The organism is Burkholderia lata, from assembly GCF_902499335.1.
GTDB lineage: Bacteria > Pseudomonadota > Gammaproteobacteria > Burkholderiales > Burkholderiaceae > Burkholderia > Burkholderia lata_B.
Genome location: NZ_CABVQK010000017.1, coordinates 168,873 through 191,587, shown reverse-complemented (window position 1 = coordinate 191,587; position 22,715 = coordinate 168,873). Strand labels below are relative to the sequence as shown.

Sequence of the window (22,715 nt, the reverse complement as noted above, 5' to 3'; positions counted from 1 at the left end):
CGGGCCTCCGTCACGCGAGCATGTAGCCCGAGCCGCGCACCGTCTGGATCATCGGGGTCGCGCCGGGCGGATCGATCTTCTTGCGCAGCCGGCCCATGTGGACGTCGATCAGGTTGGTGCCCGGATCGAAGTGATAGCCCCACACCGTCTCGAACAGCATCGTGCGCGTGATCGTCTGGCCCGCATTGCGCATCATGAATTCGAGCACGCGGAACTCGGTCGGCAACAGCGGAATCTCGTCGGCCCCGCGACGCGCGCAGCGCGAAATGAGATCGAGCTCGAGCGCACCGACCTTCAACAGCGTCTGCTGCGGCACGCCCGACGCCTGCCGGCGACGCAGCAGCACCTCGATGCGCGCGCTCAGTTCGCCGGAGTCGAACGGCTTCGTCAGGTAATCGTCGCCGCCCGCGCGCAGCCCGCGGATGCGCTCGTCGACATCGCCGAGCGCGCTCAGCATCAGCACCGGTGTATCGATGCCGACCGTACGCATCGCGGTCAGGATCGCGAGGCCGTCCGCGCCCGGCAGCATCCGGTCGAGCGTGATCGCGTCGTACGATGCGCTCATCGCGCGCAGCATGCCTTCGCGGCCGTTGTCGATCCAGTCGACCTCGAACCCGCGCGCGGTCAGTTCGCCGACGATTTCGTTCGCGGTCACCGCATCATCCTCGACCGTCAGTACTCGCATGGTTGCCCTCGCAATGAACGTCATGACGGGCGCACGCGATGCGCCCGCGACTATCGTAGACGCCCCGATCGCCGTCCGGCGTTACATGAAAAATGCTTCATCCGGTGCCTTGGCGCACGGGTGAAACATGTTTCATCCGTGCGTCGCCCGCCCCGTCGTGCGCGCCGCCTACGCTGACGTCATGCGGCATCGGGCCGCGCAACCAGGAGCTACCGGATGAAACTGTCGACCACCGTCGCCTGCATGCTGCTCGCATGCGCCAGCACCGCCGCGTTCGCGGCACCTCACCTGACACCGCAGGAATGCAACGCGTACCCGTTCGTTCACACCGGCCACGACGTCACGCATGCGGACCTCGTGCGCGAGCTGACCGAACTCGAACAGGTCGGCTACGATCCCGCGCACGCGAGCCCTTACTACCCCGACGATCTCGACGGCGCGAAACATCGCCTCGCCGCCGAGTACCGTGCGGACTGCACGCATGCGCTGACGGCCGATGCGGGCACGCGGCACTGATCCCGCGGCCCGGCGCAACGCGGCCGGGAAAAACAAAAAGGCGGCACTCGCGTGCCGCCTTTTTTCATGAAAGCGCATGGATATCGACCGCTGCGCCGCGATGCCGCTCAGCGCGACATCATGTTCATGCTGACGTTGTGCATCACCCAAAGCGTGCCGACGATCAGGATCGCCGCGGTCAGCACCGTGTAGCTGAACGCCATCACGTTCCAGCGCTGGCCCGACGAGCCGTTCATGTGCAGGAAGTACACGAGGTGCACGACGATCTGCACGAACGCGAGCACGGCAAGCGCGATCAGCGACGCGTGCGGCGACAGCACGCCGCCCATCACGAGGCCGAACGACGCGGCCGTGAGCAGCACCGACAGGATGAAACCGGCGAAGTACCCACCGACACTGCCGTGCCCTTCTTCGAGTTGAGACGAATGCGAATGGGCCATTTAGATCACGCTCGCGAGATAGACAAAGGAAAACACGCAGATCCACACGATGTCGAGGAAGTGCCAGAAGAGGCTCAGGCACGTCAGGCGTCGCAGGTCGCGATCGGTCAGGTCGCCGCCGCGGAACACGATCTGCCCGGCGAGCACGATCATCCACAGCAGGCCGGCAGTGACGTGCAGCCCGTGCGTGCCGACCAGCGTGAAGAACGCCGACAGGAACGCGCTGCGCTGCGGGCCCGCGCCTTCCGCGATCAGGTGCGAGAACTCGCGCAGTTCCATCACGAGAAACGCCGCGCCGAGCACGAACGTCACCGCGAGCCACGCGAGCAGCGCGCCGCGCCGCTGCTTGTACGCGGCGAGCATCGCGAAACCGTACGTGATGCTCGACAGCAGCAGCGCGGCGGTTTCCACCGCGACGCCCGGAATGTCGAACAGGTCTTTCGCGGTCGGCCCACCCGCATGCTGCTGGCCGAGCACCGCGAACGTCGCGAACAGCGCTGCGAAGATCACGCAGTCGGTCATCAGGTACAGCCAGAACCCGAACACCGAGTGCGACGGCGGATGGTCGTCGTGCTCGAGCAGGGTTGCGCTCAAGGTTTTCTGCAACATCAGTTGGCCTCCAGTTCCACGTCGTCGACGCGCGCGGCCACGCGCTTCGTCGGCTGCTTGTCTTCGATCTTCCGCACCGTCGACGCGGGGATGTAATAGCCGTCGTTGTCACGCGAGCTGTAGATCACGAGCGTCGCGACGATCCCGACGAGCCCGCCGATCGCCATCCACCAGATGTGCCACACCAGCGCGAAGCCGAGCACCAGGCTGAAGATCGCAATCACAAGGCCCGCGCAGGTATTCGACGGCATGTGGATGTCACGAATTTCCGCCGGGTTCGGCCGGCCGTCGCCGCGTGCCTTCATGTCGGCGTACGCGTCGAGCGTGCGCACCTGCGGGATCACCGCGAAGTTGTAGTCGGCCGGCGGCGACGAGGTCGCCCACTCCAGCGTGCGGCCGCCCCACGGATCGCCCGTCGTGTCGCGGTACTCGGGCAGGTTGCGGTTGCGGATGCTGACCACCAGTTGCAGCAGCTGGCACGCAATGCCGATCGCGATCAGCACGGCGCCGAATGCGGCGACCAGCAGCCACGGATGCCAGGCCGGGTTGTCGTAGTGGTTGATCCGGCGCGTCATGCCCATGAAGCCGAGCACGTAGAGCGGCACGAACGCGACGTAGAAGCCGATCTGCCAGAACCAGAACGCGGCCTTGCCGAGCTTCTCGTTCAGCTTGAAGCCGAACGCCTTCGGGAACCAGTAATTGAAGCCCGCGAGATAGCCGAACAGCACGCCGCCGATGATCACGTTGTGGAAGTGCGCGATCAGGAACAGGCTGTTGTGCAGCACGAAGTCCGCGCCGGGAATCGCCATCATCACGCCGGTCATGCCGCCGAGCGTGAACGTGACCATGAAGCCGATCGTCCACAGCACCGGCGTCGTGAATTCGATCCGGCCGCGGTACATCGTGAACAGCCAGTTGAACACCTTCACGCCGGTCGGGATCGCGATGATCATCGTCATGATGCCGAAGAACGCATTCACGTTCGCACCCGAGCCCATCGTGAAGAAGTGGTGCAGCCAGACGAGGAACGACAGCACCATGATCGCGCAGGTCGCGTACACCATCGTCTTGTAGCCGAACAGCGGCTTCTTCGCGAACGTCGAGATGACTTCCGAGAAGATGCCGAACGCCGGCAGGATCAGGATGTACACCTCCGGGTGGCCCCATGCCCAGATCAGGTTCAGGTACAGCATCGCGTTGCCGCCGGCTTCATTCGTGAAGAAGTGCATGCCGAGGTAACGGTCGAGGCCGAGCAGCGCGAGCGTCGCGGTCAGGATCGGGAACGACGCCATGATCAGCACGTTCGTGCACAGCGCGGTCCACGTGAACACCGGCATCTTCATCAGCGTCATGCCCGGCGCGCGCATCTTGATGATCGTCACGAAGAAGTTCACGCCGGTCAGCAGCGTGCCGACGCCCGAGATCTGCAGCGCCCACAGGTAGTAGTCGACCCCTACCCCCGGACTGAACTGCAGCTCCGACAGCGGCGGATACGCGAGCCAGCCCGTCTGTGCGAATTCACCGATCACGAGCGAGACGTTGATCAGGATCGCGCTGACGGCCGTCATCCAGAACGAGAGCGAGTTGATGAACGGGAACGCGACGTCGCGCGCGCCGATCTGCAGCGGCACGATCAGGTTCATCAGGCCGACCATGAACACCATCGCCATGAAGAAGATCATGATCACGCCGTGTGCCGTGAAGATCTGGTCATAGTGGTGCGGCGGCAGGTAGCCGGGCGCGTTGTACGCGAGCGCGAGCTGCATGCGCATCATGATCGCGTCGGCGAAGCCGCGCAGCAGCATGATCAGCGCGACGATGATGTACATCACGCCGAGCCTCTTGTGGTCGACCGTGGTCAGCCATTCCGTCCACAGCCATTTCCACCGGCCGGTGATCGTCAGTGCGGCGAGAATGCCCAGCACGGCCAGCCCCATGAAGGCACCGGCCACCATGATGATGGGCTGATCGAACGGGATCGCCGATAGTGTGAGTTTGCCGAACATGCGTTACCCCTTCGTGCCGCAGGCGGCGTCCTTCAGGTCGAGGACGTGGCCATCGTTGTATTTCGCGATGATGTTGTGGAAGAGCCGCGGGTCGACCGACGAGAAGTAGCGCACGGGCGCCTTCTCGCTCGGCTGCGCGACGGTGCCGTACACGGTCGCGTCGAGCCGGTCCGGCGACGCCTTCACCTTCTGCACCCATGCATCGAACTGTTCGCGCGGCTCGGCGAGCGTGCGGAACTTCATGTCGGAGAAGCCGCGGCCGCTGAAGTTGGCGGACGTGCCCGCGTAGTTGCCGGGCTCGTCGGCGATCAGGTGCAGGCGCGTCTGCATGCCGGCCATCGCGTAGACCTGGCCGCCGAGCTGCGGGATGAAGAACGAGTTCATCACCGAATCCGACGTGATGCGGAAGTTCACCGGTGTGCCGACCGGAATCGCAAGCTGGTTCACCGACGCGATACCGAGTTCCGGATAGATGAACAGCCACTTCCAGTCGAGTGCGACGACCTCGACGTCGATCGGCTTCACCGACGACTCGAGCGGCTTGTACGGGTCGAGCTCGTGCGTGGTCTTCCACGTGAGCACGGCGAGGAACAGGATGATCAGCGTCGGCACCGTCCAGATCACGACCTCGATCGCAGTCGAGTGCGACCAGTTCGGCGCGTAGGTGGCGTTGCGGTTCGACGCGCGGTAACGCCACGCGAACCACAGCGTGAGCAGAATCACCGGCACGACGACGATCAGCATCGCCCAGGTGGACGTCGCGATCAGCGCCTTTTCGGCAGCGCCCACGCTTCCTTTCGGATTTAGTACATCTAAATTACAGCCTGACAGGCTCAAAGCCGCGCCGATCGACATCAGCGCCGCCCCGCCTTTTGAAGCTTTTCTTTTCATCACACAGCCCGAGGGTCATTGAATCCGTTTGCGTATGCCCGATGCGCATTCGATCCACGAAAGTGGCCGAATCATACGTCGCGCGAGTGCGATGAAAAACCAGCTAATGCGGAAAATCATCATTGCAGAATCTGCCGTGAGACAGATTGTCGCGGGGCAATTTCACGCAGCCGAAAGCCGGCCCGGCGCTGCCTGCGCCGGACCGCGATCGAATCGATGTGTGTGCAACGACCGCACCGCCGTGCGATGCACCCCGCTCGCGCGACGTGCCGCGATCAGCCGCGCGTCGATGCCATGTACGACGGCTGCGGCTGCGCAGGGCCGTCCCCTGTCGGCAGCTTCGAATGGCTCGCGTCTTCAATCAGCCTGCCGACGGTCGGATCGATCGCGTCGGTGAACGGCTTCGGATCGATGCCGACCGCCAGCACGACCAGTGCGAGCGACGCGAACATCACGATCTCGCGACGGTTCAGGTCGGCGAGTTTCGCGATCCGCTGGCTCGCGACCTTGCCGAACACGACGCGCTTGAGCATCCACAGCGTGTACGACGCGCTGAGGATCAGCGTGAGTGCCGCAATGGCGCCGATCCAGAAGTTGAAACGGATCGCGCCCATGATGACCATGAACTCGCCGACGAACCCCGACGTGCCCGGCAGGCCGACGTTGGCCATCGCGAACAGCACCGTGAAGGTCGCGAAACGCGGCATCACGCCCGCGACGCCGCCATACGCGGCAATCTCGCGCTGCTTCGTGCGATCGACGAGCACGTTCACGCACAACAGCATCGCGCCCGCGACGAAGCCGTACGACACGAGCTGCACGATCGCGCCTTCGACGCCGATCCGGTTGAACAGGAACAGCCCGAGCGTGACGATCCCCATGTGCGCGACCGTCGAATACGCGAGCAGCTTGCCGAGATCGGTCTGCGCGAGCGCGATCAGGCTCGCATAGACGATCGCGAACAGCGACAGCGCGATCACGGCCGGCGCGAAGAAGTGGCTCGCATCGGGCGTGACCGGCAGCGCGAAGCGCAGGAACCCGTAGCCGCCGAGCTTGAGCATCGCGAGCATCAGCGCAGCACCGGTCGGGCCGTCGGTGTAGACGTCGCTCAGCCACGTGTGGACCGGCCACATCGGCACCTTGACCGCGAATGCGGCGAAGAAGCCGAGGAACACCAGCAACTGCGGTGCGAAGCCGAGCTGCAGCGTGCGCCATACGGCCATGTCGAACGTATGCGACTGCGCGTACAGGTACAGCATCGCCATCAGCAGCAACAGCGAGCCGGCGAACGAGATGAAGAAGAACTTCACGGCCGCGTACACGCGACGCTCGCGCCCCCACGTGCCGATCAGCAGGTACAGCGGAATCAGCGTCGCCTCGAAGAAGATGAAGAACAGCAGCCCGTCCTGCGCGACGAACACGCCGACCATCAGCCCCGACAGGATCAGGAACGACGCGTAGTACTGCGCGACGCGCACCGTGATCGACTCCCACGACGCCACCACCACCACGAGCGTCGTGAACGCGGTCAGCACGACGAGCCACAGCGACGCGCCGTCGATGCCGACCCGCCATCCGGAATTGAATGCCGCCAGCCAGTTGCGGCTTTCGGCGAACTGCATCGCAGCCGAGTGCGCATCGAAACCGGCGACCAGCGGCACGACGGCCGCAAGCCCCACCAGTGCGCCGACGAGTGCGATGAGCCGCGTACGACGCGGATGATGGTCGGAACCGGCGCGCAGCAGGCACGCGCCGAACAGGATCGGAGCCCAGATGGCCAGGCTCAGGAAGGGGAAATCATGCATGTCAACAAGGCCTTGATGAAGTCGCGCACTGCATCGGGGACAGGCGAGACGAAAGGAACGAAATCAAATCGACAGATAGATTTCGTGAATCGCCAGTGTTGGCAAAATGTAAAGCGGCATCACCGGAAAACTTGACGCCGCTCAAACGCGATCGGGTTAACCAGCATAAGGCGATTGATTATTTTCTGCAGCGCAGCAGAGCATCGTTTTTTAGCGTGAATCTATGTTTCTGATTTTTATGAGTAATTTTTTGTATTGCCCGATGACGACGATCACGAAAATCGACGCAGTGCCGCATTTTTGACGCCGGTGGGCCATTTCGAAGGGTCGAAACGTGTTGATTGACGGCCGACATGACAGCAAGCGCGTGGCTCTCGATCCTTACATCAATACTTTCATTTTTATTTCATTTTGCCTGGATCGATGCCGGTCGAGCGTTCATGTTTCCGACCGCGATCGCTGGTGACTCGGACGGCCGCATGTGCGCATACGTCATCGTGCGGTGGTGGTCGTGTTGCGCGGGAAATTGGACGAAGCGGCTGTCACGCGTGCCATGGATCGGCGACGGACGGGTCGATGAAGGAGGATGGTCAAAACGGAATGCGAGCCTGCCCGAACCAGCACCTTGAGTCGCTGCCAGACGATACGCGACATGTAGCGCACCACCGCCGCTCAAGCCGGACACGCATTGGATCGGTGCAGGCCCCACCCAAATCCGCCATCGAAAGAGATCCGGCCACATCGCGTGTCAGGCTCTCGGCGGCCGGAAAAAGAAAAAGCCCCGCAAGTCCGAGAACTTGCGGGGCTTTGTCACCGCTTTTGGCGGAGACGGAGGGATTCGAACCCTCGATCCAGGTTTTGGCCCAGATGCTCCCTTAGCAGGGGAGTGCCTTCGACCTCTCGGCCACGTCTCCCAAACTTTCGCTCGCACCAGGGAGGCAGTGCGACGAGAACGAAATAATATAGGGTTTCGAACCGCACGTCAATTTCCGTGATGCATTTTCTTCAATGCATCACGAAAAATTCACGATGCCTGGTCGAGTTCGAATGCCTTGTGCAGCGCGCGGACGGCCAGCTCCATGTATTTCTCGTCGATCAGCACCGAAATCTTGATTTCGGACGTCGAGATCATCTGGATGTTGATGCCCTCTTCCGACAGCGTGCGGAACATCTTGCTCGCGACGCCCACGTGCGAACGCATGCCGACGCCGACGACCGACACCTTCGACACCTTCGGGTCGCCCTGCACCTGCTCGGCGTTCACGTGGCCCTTCACCTGGTTGGTGAGGATGTCCATCGCCTTCTGGTAGTCGCCACGGCCGACCGTGAACGTGAAGTCGGTTTTGCCCTGGACGCTCTGGTTCTGGATGATCATGTCGACGTCGACGTTCGCATCCGCGACCGGGCCGAGGATCTGATACGCGATGCCCGGCTTGTCGGGCACGCCCATCACAGCAATGCGTGCTTCGTCGCGCTGGAACGCGATGCCGGAAATGACTGCCTTTTCCATGGTCTCGTCTTCTTCAAAAGTAATCAGGGTGCCCGAGCGCATTTCTTCGTCGAGCGCAATCAGCGGATCGGTCAGGCTCGACAGCACGCGCGTCTTCACCTGGTATTTGCCGGCGAATTCGACCGAGCGGATCTGCAGGACCTTCGAGCCGAGGCTCGCCATTTCCAGCATTTCCTCGAACGTCACGCGATCGAGGCGTCGCGCCTCTTCGACGACGCGCGGATCGGTCGTGTAGACGCCGTCGACGTCCGTATAAATCAGGCACTCTTCGGCATCCAGCGCAGCCGCGACCGCCACCGCCGACGTATCCGAGCCGCCACGGCCCAGCGTCGTGATGTGACCGTCCGGATCGACGCCCTGGAAGCCCGTGATGATCACGACCTTGCCGCCATTCAGATCGGCCTTCACGCGCTCGTCGTCGATCGAGTGAATGCGCGCTTTCGTGAACGCGCTGTCGGTCTTGATCGGCACTTGCCAGCCCGCGTAGCTCACGGCCTCGACGCCGATTTCCTGCAGCGCGATCGACAGCAGGCCGACGCTGACCTGCTCGCCGGTCGACGCGATCATGTCTAGCTCGCGCGGGCTCGGCTGGCTCGAAATCTCTTTCGCAAGACCGAGCAGACGGTTGGTTTCGCCGGACATCGCCGAAGGCACGACCACCATCTGGTGCCCGGCCTGATGCCATTTTGCGACGCGTTTCGCGACGTTCTTGATGCGCTCGACCGAGCCCATCGAAGTGCCGCCGTATTTGTGTACGATGAGTGCCATTGTCGTTCTGAACTGGAGGAGAAACCGCACGGGCGCGCTGGGCAGGCCGCGTAGCCGTTCGGTCACGCGGCTTGTGGCTGTGGACGGACGACGAGGGGGACGGCTGGGACGCAACACGCAAGCGTGACGGATTTTGCCCGGAAGGCCGATCAGGCCGCGCAAACCGGGTACGTCACGCGGAAAACCTGCACAAATCGCTCAAAAATCGAGCCGAGCAAACGACCGAGCGTACCCGATAGAGGCCCGCTTGACAAGCCGCTCGCCGCGTCCGGGGCCGTTCCGGCGCTGTTTACCAAATGGTGAAAATACGCGCGCCATCGCGCCGCCGGCGGCCTGCCGCCGTCATGCGATCAGCAGGTCCGGACGCCACTCGATCCGGCGCCACCCGCCGTCGCCGGAGGCCCCGCCGCCGGACAGGCCGGCATCGCGGTTCACGCCAAGGCGCGGCACGTAGATCAGCAAGTCGCCGGCGAACAGCAGCGGCACGTCGCGCTGCCAGGCGGGCACGCCGCGCTCCTGGAACAGGTTCTTCAGCGTGCGGCCCGGGCCGCCGGGCGACGTACGCATCCGCTCGCCGCCCGCGCGGGCACGCGCTGCCAGCCGCGCGCTGCGCAGCAGTGCTTCCGGCACCGCGTCGGCACTTCCCGCGTCGGCCGGCGCGAACACGAACGTGCCGCGCCAACCCGGCAGGTGCCAGACTTCCTGCCCTTCCCACGCGAGCACCGCTTCCGGATGCGGGCTCCCGGTACCGTCATCGGCCGGTTCGCTGCTGTCGCCCGCTTCCCAGTAGATGACATCGCGATACAGGCGCAGGCATTGCCCTGCGTGATCGACGCGCAGCGCATGGGCGACATTCGTGGCACGCAACTGCCGCATCATGTTGGCGAGCCGGGCAGCCGACGCGCCCGGCAAACCGAGCCGGCGCATCCAGAAGCGCAGCAGGTTCGCGCCGCGCGTGTCGTCGAACGCGACCAGGGCATCGCGCGACAGCGCCTGCCCGTCATCGCGCGCGGCAACGGCGAAGTCGAGTTCGGCCAGATCGTCGAGCAGTCGCTGTGCGGCCGCCGCATGCTGGGCCGCGCGGCCGAGCGCATCGCGAAAGCCCGGGAAATGCACGGCCAGCGCCGGCAACACGTCGATGCGCAACGCATTGCGCGCATAGCGCGTGTCATTGTTCGACTCGTCGTCGATCCATGCCAGGTCGTGCTGCGTCGCATAGCGCTCGAGTTGCGCACGCAACAGTCGCAGCAACGGGCGCACACGCTCGACGTTCACGCCTTCAGGGCGGTAACGCGGCGCCATCGCGGCAAGCCCCGCGATCCCCGCGCCGCGCAACAGCTGCAGCAGCACGGTTTCGGCCTGATCGTCCGCATGCTGCGCGAGCCACAGCGCGGCCGCGCCGTGGCGCTCGCACATCTCGTCGAGCGCCGCGTAGCGCCGCTCGCGCGCCGTCGCCTCGACACCGAGGCCGCTGTCGCGCGGCACGTCGACACGCATCGATTCGAATGCGACGCCGAGCCCGGCCGCGCTCGCCTCGGCATGCGCAACCCACGCGTCGGCGTTCGCACTCAGCCCGTGATGCACGTGCAGCGCGACGCAACGCGACGCGCCCGCGACACGCACGGCCGCGTGGAGCAGCACGGTCGAGTCGAGGCCGCCGCTGTACGCGATCGCGATGCGTGCATCGGGCGGCATGCCGGAAAGCGCAACGCCGACCGCATCGAGGACGATGCGGTCGGCGGAGAGTTCGGTTGGCGGAATCACGAGAGGAACGCGCGCGCAGCGGCGCGCGAATGGAGGACGCAGCCGGTCATGCGCCCGGCGTGGTTTCCTTGAACTTGCCGTAGGCCATCAGGCGCTCGAAGCGGCGCTCGCGCAGCGCATCGATGCTCATGCCCTGGAACTGGCGCAGCGAATCGGCCAGCGCACGGCGCAGCAGCGCAGCCATGCCCTTCGGATCGCGATGCGCGCCGCCGAGCGGCTCGTTGATGATCTTGTCGATCAGGCCGAGCGCCTTCAGGCGGTGCGCGGTCAGGCCCAGCGCTTCCGCTGCTTCCGGCGCCTTCGCGGCGCTCTTCCACAGGATCGACGCGCAGCCTTCCGGCGAGATCACCGAGTAGGTCGAGAATTGCAGCATCATCACGGTGTCGGCCACCGCGATTGCGAGCGCGCCGCCCGAACCGCCCTCGCCGATCACCGTCGTGATGATCGGGGTCTTCAGTTCGGCCATCACGTACAGGTTGCGGCCGATCGCCTCCGACTGGCCGCGCTCTTCCGCGCCGATGCCCGGGTACGCGCCCGGCGTGTCGACGAACGTGAAGATCGGCAGCCCGAACTTCTCGGCGAGACGCATCAGGCGTTCGGCCTTGCGATAGCCTTCCGGGCGCGGCATCCCGAAGTTGCGCGCGGCGCGCTCCTTGGTATCACGGCCCTTCTGGTGACCGATCACCATGCACGGATGGCCGCCGAAGCGCGCGAGGCCGCCGACGATCGACACATCGTCCGCGAATGCGCGGTCGCCGTGCAGCTCGTGAAAATCGGTAAACAGTTCCGCGACGTAATCGAGCGTGTACGGACGCTGCGGATGCCGCGCGATCTGCGAAACCTGCCACGGCGACAGGTTCGCGTAGAGGTCTTTCGTCAGTTGCTGGCTTTTCTTCGACAGCCGCTCGATTTCTTCCGAAATGTCGACAGCCGAGTCGTCCTGCACGAATCGCAGCTCTTCGATCTTGGCCTCGAGTTCGGCGATCGGCTGTTCGAAATCCAGAAACGTGGTCTTCATGTGTTCGAATCCTTGGGTCTTGCGGCAGCGCGTATTCTACCCGCGCGGGCGACGCTCAAAACCAGCTCTCAACTATTGATGTTTAAAACCCGATAGCCGCCGCTCAGGCGTCGGCGTCGGGCGCATCGAGGCTGCGCCACATGTACCAGGTCGCGACGGTGCGCCACGGTTCCCAGTTGGCCGCGACCTCGCGCGCCTCGCTGCGCGTGACGGGTTCCCCGCTGAAGTAATTGACGCTGATCGCGCGGATCAGGCCCGGGTCGTCGAGCGGCAGGACATCCGGCCGCGACAGGTTGAAGATCAGGAACATCTCGGCCGTCCAGCGGCTGATGCCGCGGATCTGCGTGAGTTCCGCGATCACGTCCTCGTCGTCCATCGACGTCCATTTGTCGACGTGCAGCGCGCCCGACACGAAGTGCTGCGCGAGATCGAGGATGTATTCCGTCTTGCGCTTCGACAACCCGCACGCGATCAGTTTTTCCGCGCCGAGCCGGATCACCGGCTGCGGCGCGAGTTTCGGACAGGCATCCCCGATGCGCGCCCACAGCGACTGCGCCGACGGCACCGAAATCTGCTGGCCGACGACCGAGCGCGCGAGCGTGACGAACGGGTCGCCGCGCTTCACGAGATGCGCGGGACCGAACTTTGGAATCAGTTTCTTCAGGATCCGGTCGCGCTTGACGAGATCGGCGCATGCCTTGTCCCAGTAAGCAGGACGCACGACGACCTCCTCGCCGTCCGCTTCGGACGCACGGGCCTTGCGGGCCGCGTCGGCGGCCGGCAGCGCGGCCGCCGGCTGCGCATGACCGTTGAGCGCGCCGTTCGGCACGGCGCGCGTCGCGTCCGTCTTCGCCGGCGGCACGCGCTTGGCTGCCGGACGCGCGGCGACCGGGGTCGCGCGCCTGACCGGCGCTTTTCTGGCCGTTGCCATCTTGCCTCCTACCTGACGGATCGGTCAGTGGAACGCACCGCGCTCATACGCGACGCCATTCGGTCGATCCGCCCGGTTTGTCTTCAAGTGCGATACCGGTCTCGAGCAGTTCCGCCCGGATCCGGTCCGCTTCGGCATAGTCTTTCGCTTGCTTCGCCGCGACGCGCGCGGCGATCTTCGCTTCGATCTCGTCGGCGGCGAGCCCGCCCGCCTGCGCGGCGCCGGACGCCTGCTGCAGGAACGCGCGCGGTTCGCGGCCCAGCAGGCCGAGCAGGCCCGCCAGCTGTTTCAGTTGCCGCGCGAGCGATGCGTCGCGCGTGCGATTCACCTCGCCCGCCAGCTCGAACAGCGTCGCCACCGCGACCGGCGTGTTGAAGTCGTCGTTCATCGCAGCCGCGAAACGCTGCGCGTGCGGCTCGTTCCATTCGAGCGCGAGCGTGTCGGCCTCGACATCCTTCAGCGCGGTGTAGAGACGCGTGAGCGACGCGCGCGCATCGTCGAGATGCACGTCGCTGTAATTGAGCGGCGAACGGTAGTGCGTGCGCACGATGAAGAAGCGCATGACTTCGGCATCGTAGCGCTCGAGCACTTCGCGGATCGTGAAGAAGTTGCCGAGCGATTTCGACATCTTCTCGTTGTCGACCTGCACGAAGCCGTTGTGCATCCAGTAATTGACGAACGTCTGGCCGGTCGCGCCTTCGCTCTGCGCGATCTCGTTCTCGTGGTGCGGGAATTGCAGATCCTGCCCGCCGCCGTGGATGTCGAAATGCTCGCCGAGCAGCGTGCAGCCCATCGCCGAGCACTCGATGTGCCAGCCCGGGCGCCCCATCCCGTACTTCGACGCCCATGACGCGCCTTCCGGATCCTCCGGCTTCGCGCGTTTCCAGAGCACGAAATCGAGCGGATCTTCCTTCGCGTCGTTCGCGGCGACGCGCTCGCCGGCACGCAGATCGTCGAGCGACTTGCCCGACAGCTTTCCGTAGTTCGCGAACTTGCGCACCGAGTAATTGACGTCGCCGTCGGTCGCCTGGTAAGCGTAGCCGTTCGTCTCAAGCGTCTCGATCATGCCGAGCATCTGCGGAATGAACGCCGTCGCGCGCGGCTCGATGTCGGGCCGCTGGATGCCGAGCGCGCTTTCGTCGTCGTGCATCGCGCCGATGAACCGGTCGGTCAGCGACTTGATCGTCTCGCCGTTCTCGACCGCGCGGCGGATGATCTTGTCGTCGATGTCGGTAATGTTGCGCACATACGTGACCCGGTAACCGATCGCACGCAACCAGCGCTGGACGAGGTCGAACACGACCAGCATGCGCGCGTGGCCCACGTGACAATAGTCGTATACGGTGATTCCGCATACGTACATCCGCACTTCGCCGGACTGGCGCGGCACGAAGACTTGCTTGTCACGCGCGAGCGTGTTGTAGATGCGCAGTGATTCCATAGAGATGAACCGTGAGCCGAAGGAAACCGCCCTGGCGAAGCTCGCCCAGCATGCGAAACGGACGGACCATCTGCTGCGGCACCAGGCCGAGCGTCCTCGATATCACATGGGGCGGTCAGGCTGCAAGCACAGCGGTGACGGCCACGAGAGGCTAAGAAAGACTGTCTGCCGCTCGCCGGAACGCGCAGACGTTTTGTTAGAATGGCTCGGAGTATAACATTCCGATTTACGCCTATGAAACCTCATCGCGGCCGCGCGCAGAGCGCTGCGACCCTCGTTGCGACCACCGTCATGGGCGTCGCGCTGACGCTTTTCGCGGTCCCCGCGGCGCATGCGCAGAAAGCCCCGGCCACCGCCGACGGCACACCCGAAATCGACGCGTCGATCGCCGGCAAGCAGTGGAAACAGGCGCTCGCGCAGCTCGACGCGCGCATCGCGTCGAACCCGCGCGACGTGCAGGCGCAGTTCAAGCGCGGCACCGTGCTGGCCCGCCTGAACCGTGACGACGACGCGATCCAGCAGTTCGTCGCGATCACGCAGGCGTACCCCGAACTGCCCGAGCCGTACAACAACCTTGCGGCGCTCTACGCGAAGCATGGCCGTTACGACGACGCGCGCACCGCGCTCGTCACGGCGACGCAATCGAACCCGAGCTACTCGCTTGCCTACGAGAACCTCGGCGACCTGTACCTGCGCCTCGCGGCCGAGTCGTACAAGCGTGCGCAATCGCTCGGCCGCACGAGCGGCGCGACCGCGCAGCGCCTCGCCGATCTCCAGAAGATCGTGTCGCCGCCGAAGGCCGCGCCGAACGCCCGCGCGGTCGCACCGGCCACCCGCGACTACACCAACCGCGCAGCCGCGAACGTGAGCACCACCACGCTGCCGATGTCGCCGACGTTCCAGTTCAGCGGTCCGTCGGGCGCACTGGCGGCGCCGTACGTCGCGCCGTCGCAATAAGCGGCGCGGCCTTCTTTCCCTCCCAACCTGAGGATCGCAATGAAACGTCTGTTGCTGGCGCTTGGCGGCGCCGCCCTTCTCGCGACCGCGACCGCACCTGCGTTCGCACAATCGGCTACCGCGCACCCTGTCGTGCAGCTGAAGACCTCGCAGGGCGACATCCGCGTCGAGCTCTACCCGGAGAAGGCGCCGAAGTCCGTCGCCAACTTCCTCGATTACGTGAAGGCCGGCCAGTACAACGGCACGATCTTCCATCGCGTGATCAAGGGCTTCATGATCCAGGGCGGCGGCTACAAGACCAACTTCGAGGAGAAGCCGACCCGCGCGCCGATCCCGCTGGAGAGCCGCAATGGTCTGAAGAACCTGACGGGCACGATCGCGATGGCACGCACGAGCGATCCGAATTCGGCTACCGCGCAGTTCTTCATCAACACGGTCGACAACAGCGGCCTCGACTACCCGAACCCGGACGGCAACGGCTATGCGGTGTTCGGCAAGGTCGTGTCGGGTCTCGACGTCGTGAAGAAGATCGAAGGCGTGGCGACGACCTCGCGCGGCCCGATGCAGGATGTGCCCGCGCAACCGATCCTGATCGAATCGGCCAGCATCGTCTCGAAGTAAGAACCTGCCGGCACGTCCGGCGCCACACGCGGCCGCGTCGCACGACCGGCCGCGTGCCATTTAAACCGCCTCACCGAAGGAATTCATCATGGTTGAACTGCATACGAACCACGGCGTGATCAAGCTCGAACTCGACGCCGCGAAGGCACCGAAGACGGTCGAGAACTTCCTGAACTACGTGAAGAAGGGCCATTACGACGGCACCGTGTTCCATCGCGTGATCAACGGCTTCATGATCCAGGGCGGCGGCTTCGAGCCGGGCCTGAAGCAGAAGCCGACCGATGCACCGATCGACAACGAGGCGAACAACGGCCTGAAGAACGACAACTACACGGTCGCGATGGCGCGCACGAACGATCCGCACTCGGCAACTGCCCAGTTCTTCATCAACGTGAACGACAACGACTTCCTGAACCACTCGTCGCCGACGCCGCAAGGCTGGGGCTACGCCGTGTTCGGCAAGGTCGTCGAAGGCCAGGACGTGGTCGACAAGATCAAGGGCGTCAAGACGGGCAACGCTGGTTTCCACCAGGACGTGCCGGCTGACGACGTCGTGATCGAGAAGGCCGTCGTGGTCTGACGCGCAGTTACGGAGGCACTTCGATGTTGCAGGAGAGTCCGCCGCGAAGCGTCTCCGCGGGCGTGCCGGGCGAGCGCGAATACGCGCAAGCCGCACGCCCGTTCCTGTTTCTCTCCGATCTGCATCTGAGCGAAGCGATTCCGAAGACGGTCGCCGCGTTCGAGCATTTCGTGAAATACACCGCCGACAGCGCCGATTCGGTGTTCATCCTCGGCGACCTGTTCGAATACTGGATCGGCGACGACATCCTCGACGACGATCCGTTCGCGGCACGCATGGCCGCGCTGATGCACACGTTCTCGGAGCGTGGCATTGCGCTCTACGTGATGCACGGCAACCGCGATTTCCTGCTCGGCCGGCGCTTCATGAAGGCAGCCGGCGCGATGCTGCTGCCTGATCCTTCGCTGATCATGGCGTTCGGCCAGCGCATCGTGCTCGCGCACGGAGACGCACAATGCACGGCCGACCGCGGCTACCAGCTGTTCCGCCGCTTCGCACGCAACCGCGTCGCGCAATGGCTGTTTCTCGCGTGGCCGTTCCGCTGGCGCCGCGCGCTCGCGCAGCGCATGCGTTCGAAAAGCGAAGCGGGCCGGGTGCGCCCTGCTTCGGCGATTTACGATGTCACGCGTGAAGGCGTGGCCGCGCTGTTCCGGAAAAGCCGCGCGAGCGTGATCATTCACGGCCATACGCACCGCCCCGCGAGCCACGCCGAGCCGGGCGGCATCCGCTGGGTGCTGCCCGACTGGGATCTCGACCACGGCAAGCCGCGCGGCGGCTACCTGCGCGTCGACGCGGAAGGCATCCACGCGATGCCGCTCGACTGACGACACTGCTGCCGCCGCACCGGCCGGCAGCCATCGTCAACCCTCTCGCTACACCTCGCGCTCGACCGTCTTTCCTTCCAGCACCGCCGACAGCCGGCGCAGGTCGAGGCGCGCCGCGTCGGCGCCCTGCAGCGTTTCCAGATGCGTGCCGAGCCGCTCGAGCGCCGCGACGATCTCGTCGACGCGGCGGCTTTCCTTCGCCGCGTGATCGATCAGCCCGTGAATCGCGAGCGACATCGGATCGTCGGCATTCGGCGTGATCCCGTATGCGCAGAACGCCGCGCGTTCGGGCTGCGGCTTCGGCTGCGCCGGCATCACGATGCGCGCCGGGTTGCCGACCGCCGTGCCGCCTGGCGGCACCGGCTTCACGACGACCGCGTTCGAACCGATCTTCGCACCGGCCCCGACCGTGAAACCGCCAAGCACCTTCGCGCCCGCGCCGACGATGACGCCGGCCTCGAGCGTCGGGTGGCGCTTGGCGCCGCGCGTGAGCGACGTGCCGCCCAGCGTCACGCCCTGATAGATCGTGCAGTCGTCGCCGACTATCGCCGTCTCGCCGATCACGACACCCATCCCGTGATCGATGAACACGCGCCGGCCGATCGTCGCGCCGGGGTGAATTTCGATCCCCGTCAGGAACCGGCCGGCCTGCGACGCGAAACGCGCGATCCAGTAGCGCTTCGCGCGCCAGCATGCGTGCGCGAAACGATGCAGCACGAGCGCATGCAACCCCGGATAACAGGTCAGCACTTCCCACGCACTGCGAGCGGCGGGATCCCGCTCGCGAATCGTTGCAACGTCTTCGCGCAGTCTCGTGAACATGATGTGGTCTGGGAAAAGGCCGGCGCGCATCGCCGGCAATGACCGGCCCTTATCGTGCCGGGTAATTTACTTATGATGTCCGGCGATTGTAGGGCGAGTCGCGCACGGCCGCACGAGCTCGCGCGTTCACCCCGCCGGCGGCACGGGTATTCGGGCGGAACGCTTGCTGCGGGGGCGTTTGCGGGATGGTCGATCTGGCGCAGCGATCGGCCCCAGCGCTTCCGGCGGCCGACCTGGCACCCGCCCGACGCGGTGGTTGCGCCGCGCGCCGAGACACCCGGCAGCCGGTGCGCCGGCCGCTTACGCGTCGCCGCCGGGCTTGCCCGATTTCAGCAGGATGTGCTTCGCGACGCCGCGCAGGATGTTGACCTCCTCGCGCTCGAGGCCCGTGCGCGCGAACAGGCGCCGCAGCCGTGGCATCAGCTTCTTCGGGTTGCGCGGATCGAGGAAATCGAGCGCGATCAGCGCATGCTCGAGGTGCACGTACATGCGCTCGATCTCGTCGCTCTGCGCAAGCGTGCCGGCTTCGCCCGACGGTTGCGCCGACGGCTCGCTCGCCTGCTCGAGAAACGCGACGCGCAGCTCGTACGCGAGCACCTGCACGGCCTGCGCGAGATTCAGCGAACTGTAGGCCGGGTTCGCCGGGATGTGCGCCAGCGCGCTGCACTGCTCGACGTGCTCGTTCGCGAGGCCCGTGCGCTCGTTGCCGAACACGAGCGCGATGTCGCCCGTGCCAACCTGCGCGCACGCCTGCGTGGCAGCGGCACGCGGCGCCAGGCGCGGCGGCCCGTATTCACGCGTGCGCGCAGTCAGCGCGATCGACCAGTGAACACCGGACAGCGCGTCGCCAAGCGTCGGCACGACATGCGCGGACGCGAGGACGTCGTCCGCGCCGCTGGCCATCGCGATCGCCTCGGGATCGCTCTGCACGTGCGGCACGCGCGGCGCGACCAGCACGAGACGCGAGAAGCCCATCGTCTTCAGCGCGCGGGCGGCCGCCCCGACATTGCCGGGATGGCTCGGCTCGACGAGCACGAAACGGGTGGACGTGAAGCCGCCGGACGGCGGCCGGGACGAGGCCGCGCCCGGCTCGGACGGCGCGGCGGTGATCTGCGGGGTTTCCACTACGATGCGACTCGGTTCATCAGAATGGCAGTATGGTATCGCCATCGCCGCGGCAAACCCACTCGTCCGGACGGATAGTGGGGGTTTCCCCGTATCCCGATCGCCTGAAACCGCCAAAAATCGGGTAAAATCATGCCTTTACGCGTCGCGCACCGTGCGGCGCGGGTCGTACCCCGTTCTTTGTCAATTCGCGTCTCACCTCGCCTGCCACGCTTGCGCCGTGCCGGGCGGTTGTTCCACTTCGTGGCGGCCCGTGCCGCCGGCTACAGGATCCAGGCTCATGCATCCCATGCTCAACATTGCTGTCAAGGCTGCGCGCCGCGCCGGACAGATCATCAATCGCGCGTCCCTCGATCTCGACCTGATCGAGATCCGCAAGAAGCAGCAGAATGACTTCGTCACCGAAGTGGACAAGGCCGCCGAAGAGGCGATCATCGAGACGCTGAAGACCGCCTACCCCGACCACGCGATCCTCGCGGAAGAATCGGGCGAATCGGAGAACGAATCCGAATTCAAGTGGATCATCGATCCGCTCGACGGCACGACCAACTTCATCCACGGCTTCCCGTACTACTGCGTGTCGATTGCGCTCGAGCACAAGGGCGTCGTCACGCAGGCTGTCGTCTACGACCCGAACAAGAACGACCTGTTCACGGCCACCCGCGGCCGCGGCGCGTACCTGAACGACCGCCGCATCCGCGTCGGCCGCCGCGACCGCCTGTCGGACGCACTGGTCGGCACGGGCTTCCCGTTCCGCGAAAAGGACGGCCTCGATGCCTACGCGCGCCTCTTCACCGAAATGACGCAGGCCTGCACGGGCCTGCGCCGTCCGGGCGCTGCGGCACTCGATCTCGCGAACGTCGCGGCCGGCCGCCTCGACGCGTTCTTCGAGCAGGGCATCAACGTGTGGGACATGGCGGCGGGCAGCCTGCTGATCACCGAAGCCGGCGGCCTCGTCGGCAACTACACGGGCGACGCCGATTTCCTGCATCGCCATGAAATCGTCGCTGCGAACCCGAAGATCTACGCGCAGATGATCCCGATCCTGAAGGGTTACACCCGCGTGCATCCGGCAGCGGAGTAAGCCCCGGCCGCGCCTGCATGGCGCGGCTTTCGCGCATACCGCTCGCGGGCATCGTCACGACGGCGCGCCGTTCGGTTGCCGGGAGGCGGGACAATCTTCCCGCACAAGGGTCGCGTCGTGCGCCTATCCTGAAGTTGCTTGAGTTGTTCGGGCCGGCCAGCGTACTGCCGCTTGCACCGCCTGCCCCGCAATGACAATGAATGGTTTGCGTCCGGCATGCCCGCACGGCGGACAACACTGCCGGCCTGCCGGCCCCCGCCCGTATCAACACCGCCACGACGCCGTGGCAATCGCATCCGAGTCCCCATGTTACGGCTAAGCGAAATTAAACTCCCCCTCGACCACCCCGAAAGCGCGCTCGAGGCCGCAATTCGCGAGCGCCTCGCGGAGCTCGGTGTGGCCGCAGACGGGCTCCTCCGTTACACCGTGTTCCGTCGCGCACACGATGCGCGCAAGCGCGCCGACATCAAGCTCACGTACATCGTCGATGTCGAAGTCACGGACGAAGCGGCCGCGATCAAGCGCCTCGCCGGCAAGCCGCATTGCGGCGTGACGCCCGACATGGCGTACCACTTCGTCACCAAGGCGCCCGAGCACGGCAATTTCCTGCGCCCGGTCGTGATCGGCATGGGGCCGTGCGGCCTGTTCGCGGGGCTGATCCTCGCGCAGATGGGTTTCCGCCCCATCATCCTCGAACGCGGCAAGGCCGTGCGCGAGCGCACCAAGGACACCTTCGGACTGTGGCGCAAGAGCGTGCTCAATCCCGAATCCAACGTGCAGTTCGGCGAAGGCGGCGCCGGGACGTTTTCCGACGGCAAGCTGTACAGCCAGATCAAGGATCCCAACCACTACGGCCGCAAGGTGCTGGACGAATTCGTCAAGGCAGGCGCACCGGAAGACATCCTGTACCTGAGCCGGCCGCACATCGGCACGTTCCGCCTCGTCAGCATGGTGGAAAAGATGCGTGCGTCCATCCATGAGCTGGGCGGCGAAGTGCGCTTTGAAACCCGGGTCGACGACATCGAGATCGATCAGGGCAAGGTGCGCTCGCTGAAGCTCTCGAATGGGGAAACGCTGCGGTGCGACCACGTGGTGCTGGCCGTGGGCCACAGCGCGCGCGACACCTTCGAGATGCTGCACGAACGCGGCGTCTACGTCGAAGCCAAGCCGTTCTCGCTGGGCTTTCGCATCGAGCATCCGCAGGGGTTGATCGATCGCAGCCGCTTCGGCAAGTTCGCAGGCCACAAGCAGCTCGGTGCGGCCGACTACAAGGTGGTCCACCACTGCAGCAATGGCCGGGCCGTCTACAGCTTCTGCATGTGCCCGGGCGGCACGGTCGTCGCGGCAACCTCCGAGCCGGGCCGCGTGGTCACCAACGGCATGAGCCAGTATTCGCGGGCTGAGCGCAACGCGAATGCAGGCATCGTCGTCGGCATCACGCCGGACGACTATCCCGGCGGCCCGCTGGCAGGCATCGCGTTCCAGCGCAAATGGGAAGAGCGCGCGTTCGAACTCGGCGGCGGCGATTACCGCGCACCGGGCCAGCTGGTCGGCGATTTCATCGCGGGCCGGCCGTCGACGTCGCTCGGCTCCGTCGAGCCGTCGTACAAGCCGGGCGTGAACCCGACCGATCTCAGCACCGCACTGCCGGACTACGTGATCGAAGCGATCCGCGAAGCCCTCCCCGAGATCGACAAGAAGATCGCCGGCTTCGCGATGCACGATGCAGTGCTCACCGGGGTCGAGACGCGCACTTCGTCGCCGATCCGGATCCGACGCAAGGACGATTACCAGAGCATGAACGTCGAAGGCCTGTATCCGGCTGGTGAAGGTGCGGGGTATGCCGGTGGCATCTATTCGGCAGCCATCGACGGGATCGAAGTCGCGCAGGCGGTGGCGCTCAGTGTGACGGCGGGGCAAACGGCCTGATATAGGAAACGAGTCGGCGCGCAAAGGTTCTCAACCTGAGCGACGCCGACTTTTGCATGGCCGCCCGGGAGCGCGGTCGGACAGCGGCGTGAGAACGACCGCCGCCGGTTGTGCAATCTCAGGCAGCCTGGTCGAATGGCGAGCTTCGCGCGTGCATGCCGAAGCCACTGGCAAACTCGGGCAACCAAAGCAACAACTTCACGCCCGACTTATGACCACGCTGTCGCCCGACGCCTTCGCCGGCCACACCCCAATGATGCAGCAGTACCTGCGCCTTATCTGACAAGGCTCGACACACAAAGCTACGCTAAGACCTACTCTCGCGCTTTTCCGGATTGGCTGTTGTCGACCAAAAGCAGCAGCTCCTGTATTTCGTGTAAATAGCGCTC

General features: G+C 65.2%; 21 protein-coding genes and 1 tRNA gene. 8 read left to right on the top strand and 14 right to left on the bottom strand.

Translation table 11 applies throughout. The annotated features are described in order from the left end of the window. Positions 1 to 10: 10 nt before the first annotated feature. Positions 11 to 685 carry a response regulator transcription factor gene (locus BCO18175_RS33890; protein WP_069248317.1) on the bottom strand — a complete coding sequence of 225 codons (675 nt, stop codon included), beginning with the start codon at positions 683 to 685 and terminating at the stop codon, positions 11 to 13. Between the two features lie 216 nt (positions 686 to 901). Here BCO18175_RS33890 and BCO18175_RS33885 point away from each other — a divergent pair, with 216 nt between their 5' ends. After that, positions 902 to 1,201: a DUF4148 domain-containing protein gene (locus tag BCO18175_RS33885; protein WP_085039315.1), complete on the top strand. Its 300-nt coding sequence runs from the start codon at positions 902 to 904 to the stop codon at positions 1,199 to 1,201. A 107-nt stretch (positions 1,202 to 1,308) separates the two neighbouring features. Here the strand turns inward: BCO18175_RS33885 and cyoD are convergent, their stop codons facing one another. The 11 genes from cyoD to cysS form a co-directional block, all read right to left on the bottom strand. Beyond that, on the bottom strand, positions 1,309 to 1,641 hold the full coding sequence (gene cyoD / locus BCO18175_RS33880; protein ID WP_122945740.1) for a cytochrome o ubiquinol oxidase subunit IV: 333 nt from the start codon (positions 1,639 to 1,641) through the stop codon (positions 1,309 to 1,311). Continuing rightward, positions 1,642 to 2,250, bottom strand: coding sequence for a cytochrome o ubiquinol oxidase subunit III (gene cyoC / locus BCO18175_RS33875; protein WP_011352505.1), 609 nt, complete (start codon positions 2,248 to 2,250; stop codon positions 1,642 to 1,644). Beyond that, positions 2,250 to 4,256 (bottom strand): cytochrome o ubiquinol oxidase subunit I, encoded by a 2,007-nt coding sequence (gene cyoB, locus BCO18175_RS33870; protein ID WP_174987379.1) that lies wholly within the window; start codon positions 4,254 to 4,256, stop codon positions 2,250 to 2,252. The genes cyoC and cyoB overlap by 1 nt, the downstream gene beginning before the upstream one ends. Positions 4,257 to 4,259: 3 nt before the next feature. Continuing rightward, positions 4,260 to 5,147 carry a ubiquinol oxidase subunit II gene (cyoA, locus tag BCO18175_RS33865; RefSeq protein WP_174967332.1) on the bottom strand — a complete coding sequence of 296 codons (888 nt, stop codon included), beginning with the start codon at positions 5,145 to 5,147 and terminating at the stop codon, positions 4,260 to 4,262. Between the two features lie 275 nt (positions 5,148 to 5,422). Then, positions 5,423 to 6,952, bottom strand: coding sequence for a complex I subunit 4 family protein (locus BCO18175_RS33860; protein WP_174987377.1), 1,530 nt, complete (start codon positions 6,950 to 6,952; stop codon positions 5,423 to 5,425). 820 nt (positions 6,953 to 7,772) lie between these two features. Next, a tRNA-Ser gene (locus BCO18175_RS33855) sits at positions 7,773 to 7,866 on the bottom strand. A 110-nt stretch (positions 7,867 to 7,976) separates the two neighbouring features. Next, on the bottom strand, positions 7,977 to 9,230 hold the full coding sequence (locus tag BCO18175_RS33850) for an aspartate kinase (protein ID WP_174918723.1): 1,254 nt from the start codon (positions 9,228 to 9,230) through the stop codon (positions 7,977 to 7,979). Between the two features lie 342 nt (positions 9,231 to 9,572). Continuing rightward, positions 9,573 to 10,994 (bottom strand): tRNA lysidine(34) synthetase TilS, encoded by a 1,422-nt coding sequence (gene tilS, locus BCO18175_RS33845; RefSeq protein WP_174987375.1) that lies wholly within the window; start codon positions 10,992 to 10,994, stop codon positions 9,573 to 9,575. A gap of 46 nt (positions 10,995 to 11,040) precedes the next feature. Then, positions 11,041 to 12,012: an acetyl-CoA carboxylase carboxyltransferase subunit alpha gene (locus BCO18175_RS33840; protein WP_039364696.1), complete on the bottom strand. Its 972-nt coding sequence runs from the start codon at positions 12,010 to 12,012 to the stop codon at positions 11,041 to 11,043. 103 nt (positions 12,013 to 12,115) lie between these two features. Then, positions 12,116 to 12,943: a DNA-3-methyladenine glycosylase family protein gene (locus BCO18175_RS33835; RefSeq protein WP_174987373.1), complete on the bottom strand. Its 828-nt coding sequence runs from the start codon at positions 12,941 to 12,943 to the stop codon at positions 12,116 to 12,118. Positions 12,944 to 12,986: 43 nt separating this feature from the next. Next, entirely contained in the window at positions 12,987 to 14,384 is a 1,398-nt protein-coding gene (cysS, locus tag BCO18175_RS33830; RefSeq protein WP_174987371.1) for a cysteine--tRNA ligase, read from the bottom strand. A gap of 234 nt (positions 14,385 to 14,618) precedes the next feature. On the opposite strand from cysS, the gene BCO18175_RS33825 reads away from it, so the two are divergent. The 4 genes from BCO18175_RS33825 (at position 14,619) to BCO18175_RS33810 (ending at position 17,366) form a co-directional block, all read left to right on the top strand. Continuing rightward, positions 14,619 to 15,341 (top strand): tetratricopeptide repeat protein, encoded by a 723-nt coding sequence (locus BCO18175_RS33825; protein ID WP_174987369.1) that lies wholly within the window; start codon positions 14,619 to 14,621, stop codon positions 15,339 to 15,341. Positions 15,342 to 15,380: 39 nt separating this feature from the next. Then, the gene (locus tag BCO18175_RS33820) at positions 15,381 to 15,962 is read left to right on the top strand and encodes a peptidylprolyl isomerase (RefSeq protein WP_174918728.1); all 582 of its coding nucleotides are present in this window, start codon (positions 15,381 to 15,383) and stop codon (positions 15,960 to 15,962) included. A gap of 88 nt (positions 15,963 to 16,050) precedes the next feature. Beyond that, the gene (locus tag BCO18175_RS33815) at positions 16,051 to 16,542 is read left to right on the top strand and encodes a peptidylprolyl isomerase (protein ID WP_011352518.1); all 492 of its coding nucleotides are present in this window, start codon (positions 16,051 to 16,053) and stop codon (positions 16,540 to 16,542) included. Between the two features lie 23 nt (positions 16,543 to 16,565). Continuing rightward, positions 16,566 to 17,366: a UDP-2,3-diacylglucosamine diphosphatase gene (locus BCO18175_RS33810; protein WP_174918729.1), complete on the top strand. Its 801-nt coding sequence runs from the start codon at positions 16,566 to 16,568 to the stop codon at positions 17,364 to 17,366. A gap of 48 nt (positions 17,367 to 17,414) precedes the next feature. Here the strand turns inward: BCO18175_RS33810 and cysE are convergent, their stop codons facing one another. Together cysE and BCO18175_RS33800 are read right to left on the bottom strand one after the other, a co-directional pair. Next, a complete protein-coding gene (cysE, locus tag BCO18175_RS33805; protein ID WP_174918730.1) occupies positions 17,415 to 18,218 on the bottom strand; it encodes a serine O-acetyltransferase in 804 nt (267 codons plus the stop codon). 270 nt (positions 18,219 to 18,488) lie between these two features. After that, positions 18,489 to 19,313, bottom strand: coding sequence for an RNA methyltransferase (locus BCO18175_RS33800; RefSeq protein ID WP_174987367.1), 825 nt, complete (start codon positions 19,311 to 19,313; stop codon positions 18,489 to 18,491). Between the two features lie 280 nt (positions 19,314 to 19,593). Here BCO18175_RS33800 and BCO18175_RS33795 point away from each other — a divergent pair, with 280 nt between their 5' ends. From BCO18175_RS33795 to BCO18175_RS33785, 3 genes are all read left to right on the top strand, one after another. After that, positions 19,594 to 20,397: an inositol monophosphatase family protein gene (locus BCO18175_RS33795; protein WP_174967325.1), complete on the top strand. Its 804-nt coding sequence runs from the start codon at positions 19,594 to 19,596 to the stop codon at positions 20,395 to 20,397. 306 nt (positions 20,398 to 20,703) lie between these two features. Continuing rightward, positions 20,704 to 22,326, top strand: a complete 1,623-nt coding sequence (locus BCO18175_RS33790; protein ID WP_174987365.1) for an NAD(P)/FAD-dependent oxidoreductase — start codon at positions 20,704 to 20,706, stop codon at positions 22,324 to 22,326. Positions 22,327 to 22,414: 88 nt separating this feature from the next. Further along, complete coding sequence (locus BCO18175_RS33785; protein ID WP_174987363.1) at positions 22,415 to 22,609, top strand: hypothetical protein; 195 nt, start codon at positions 22,415 to 22,417, stop codon at positions 22,607 to 22,609. Positions 22,610 to 22,715: the final 106 nt, after the last annotated feature.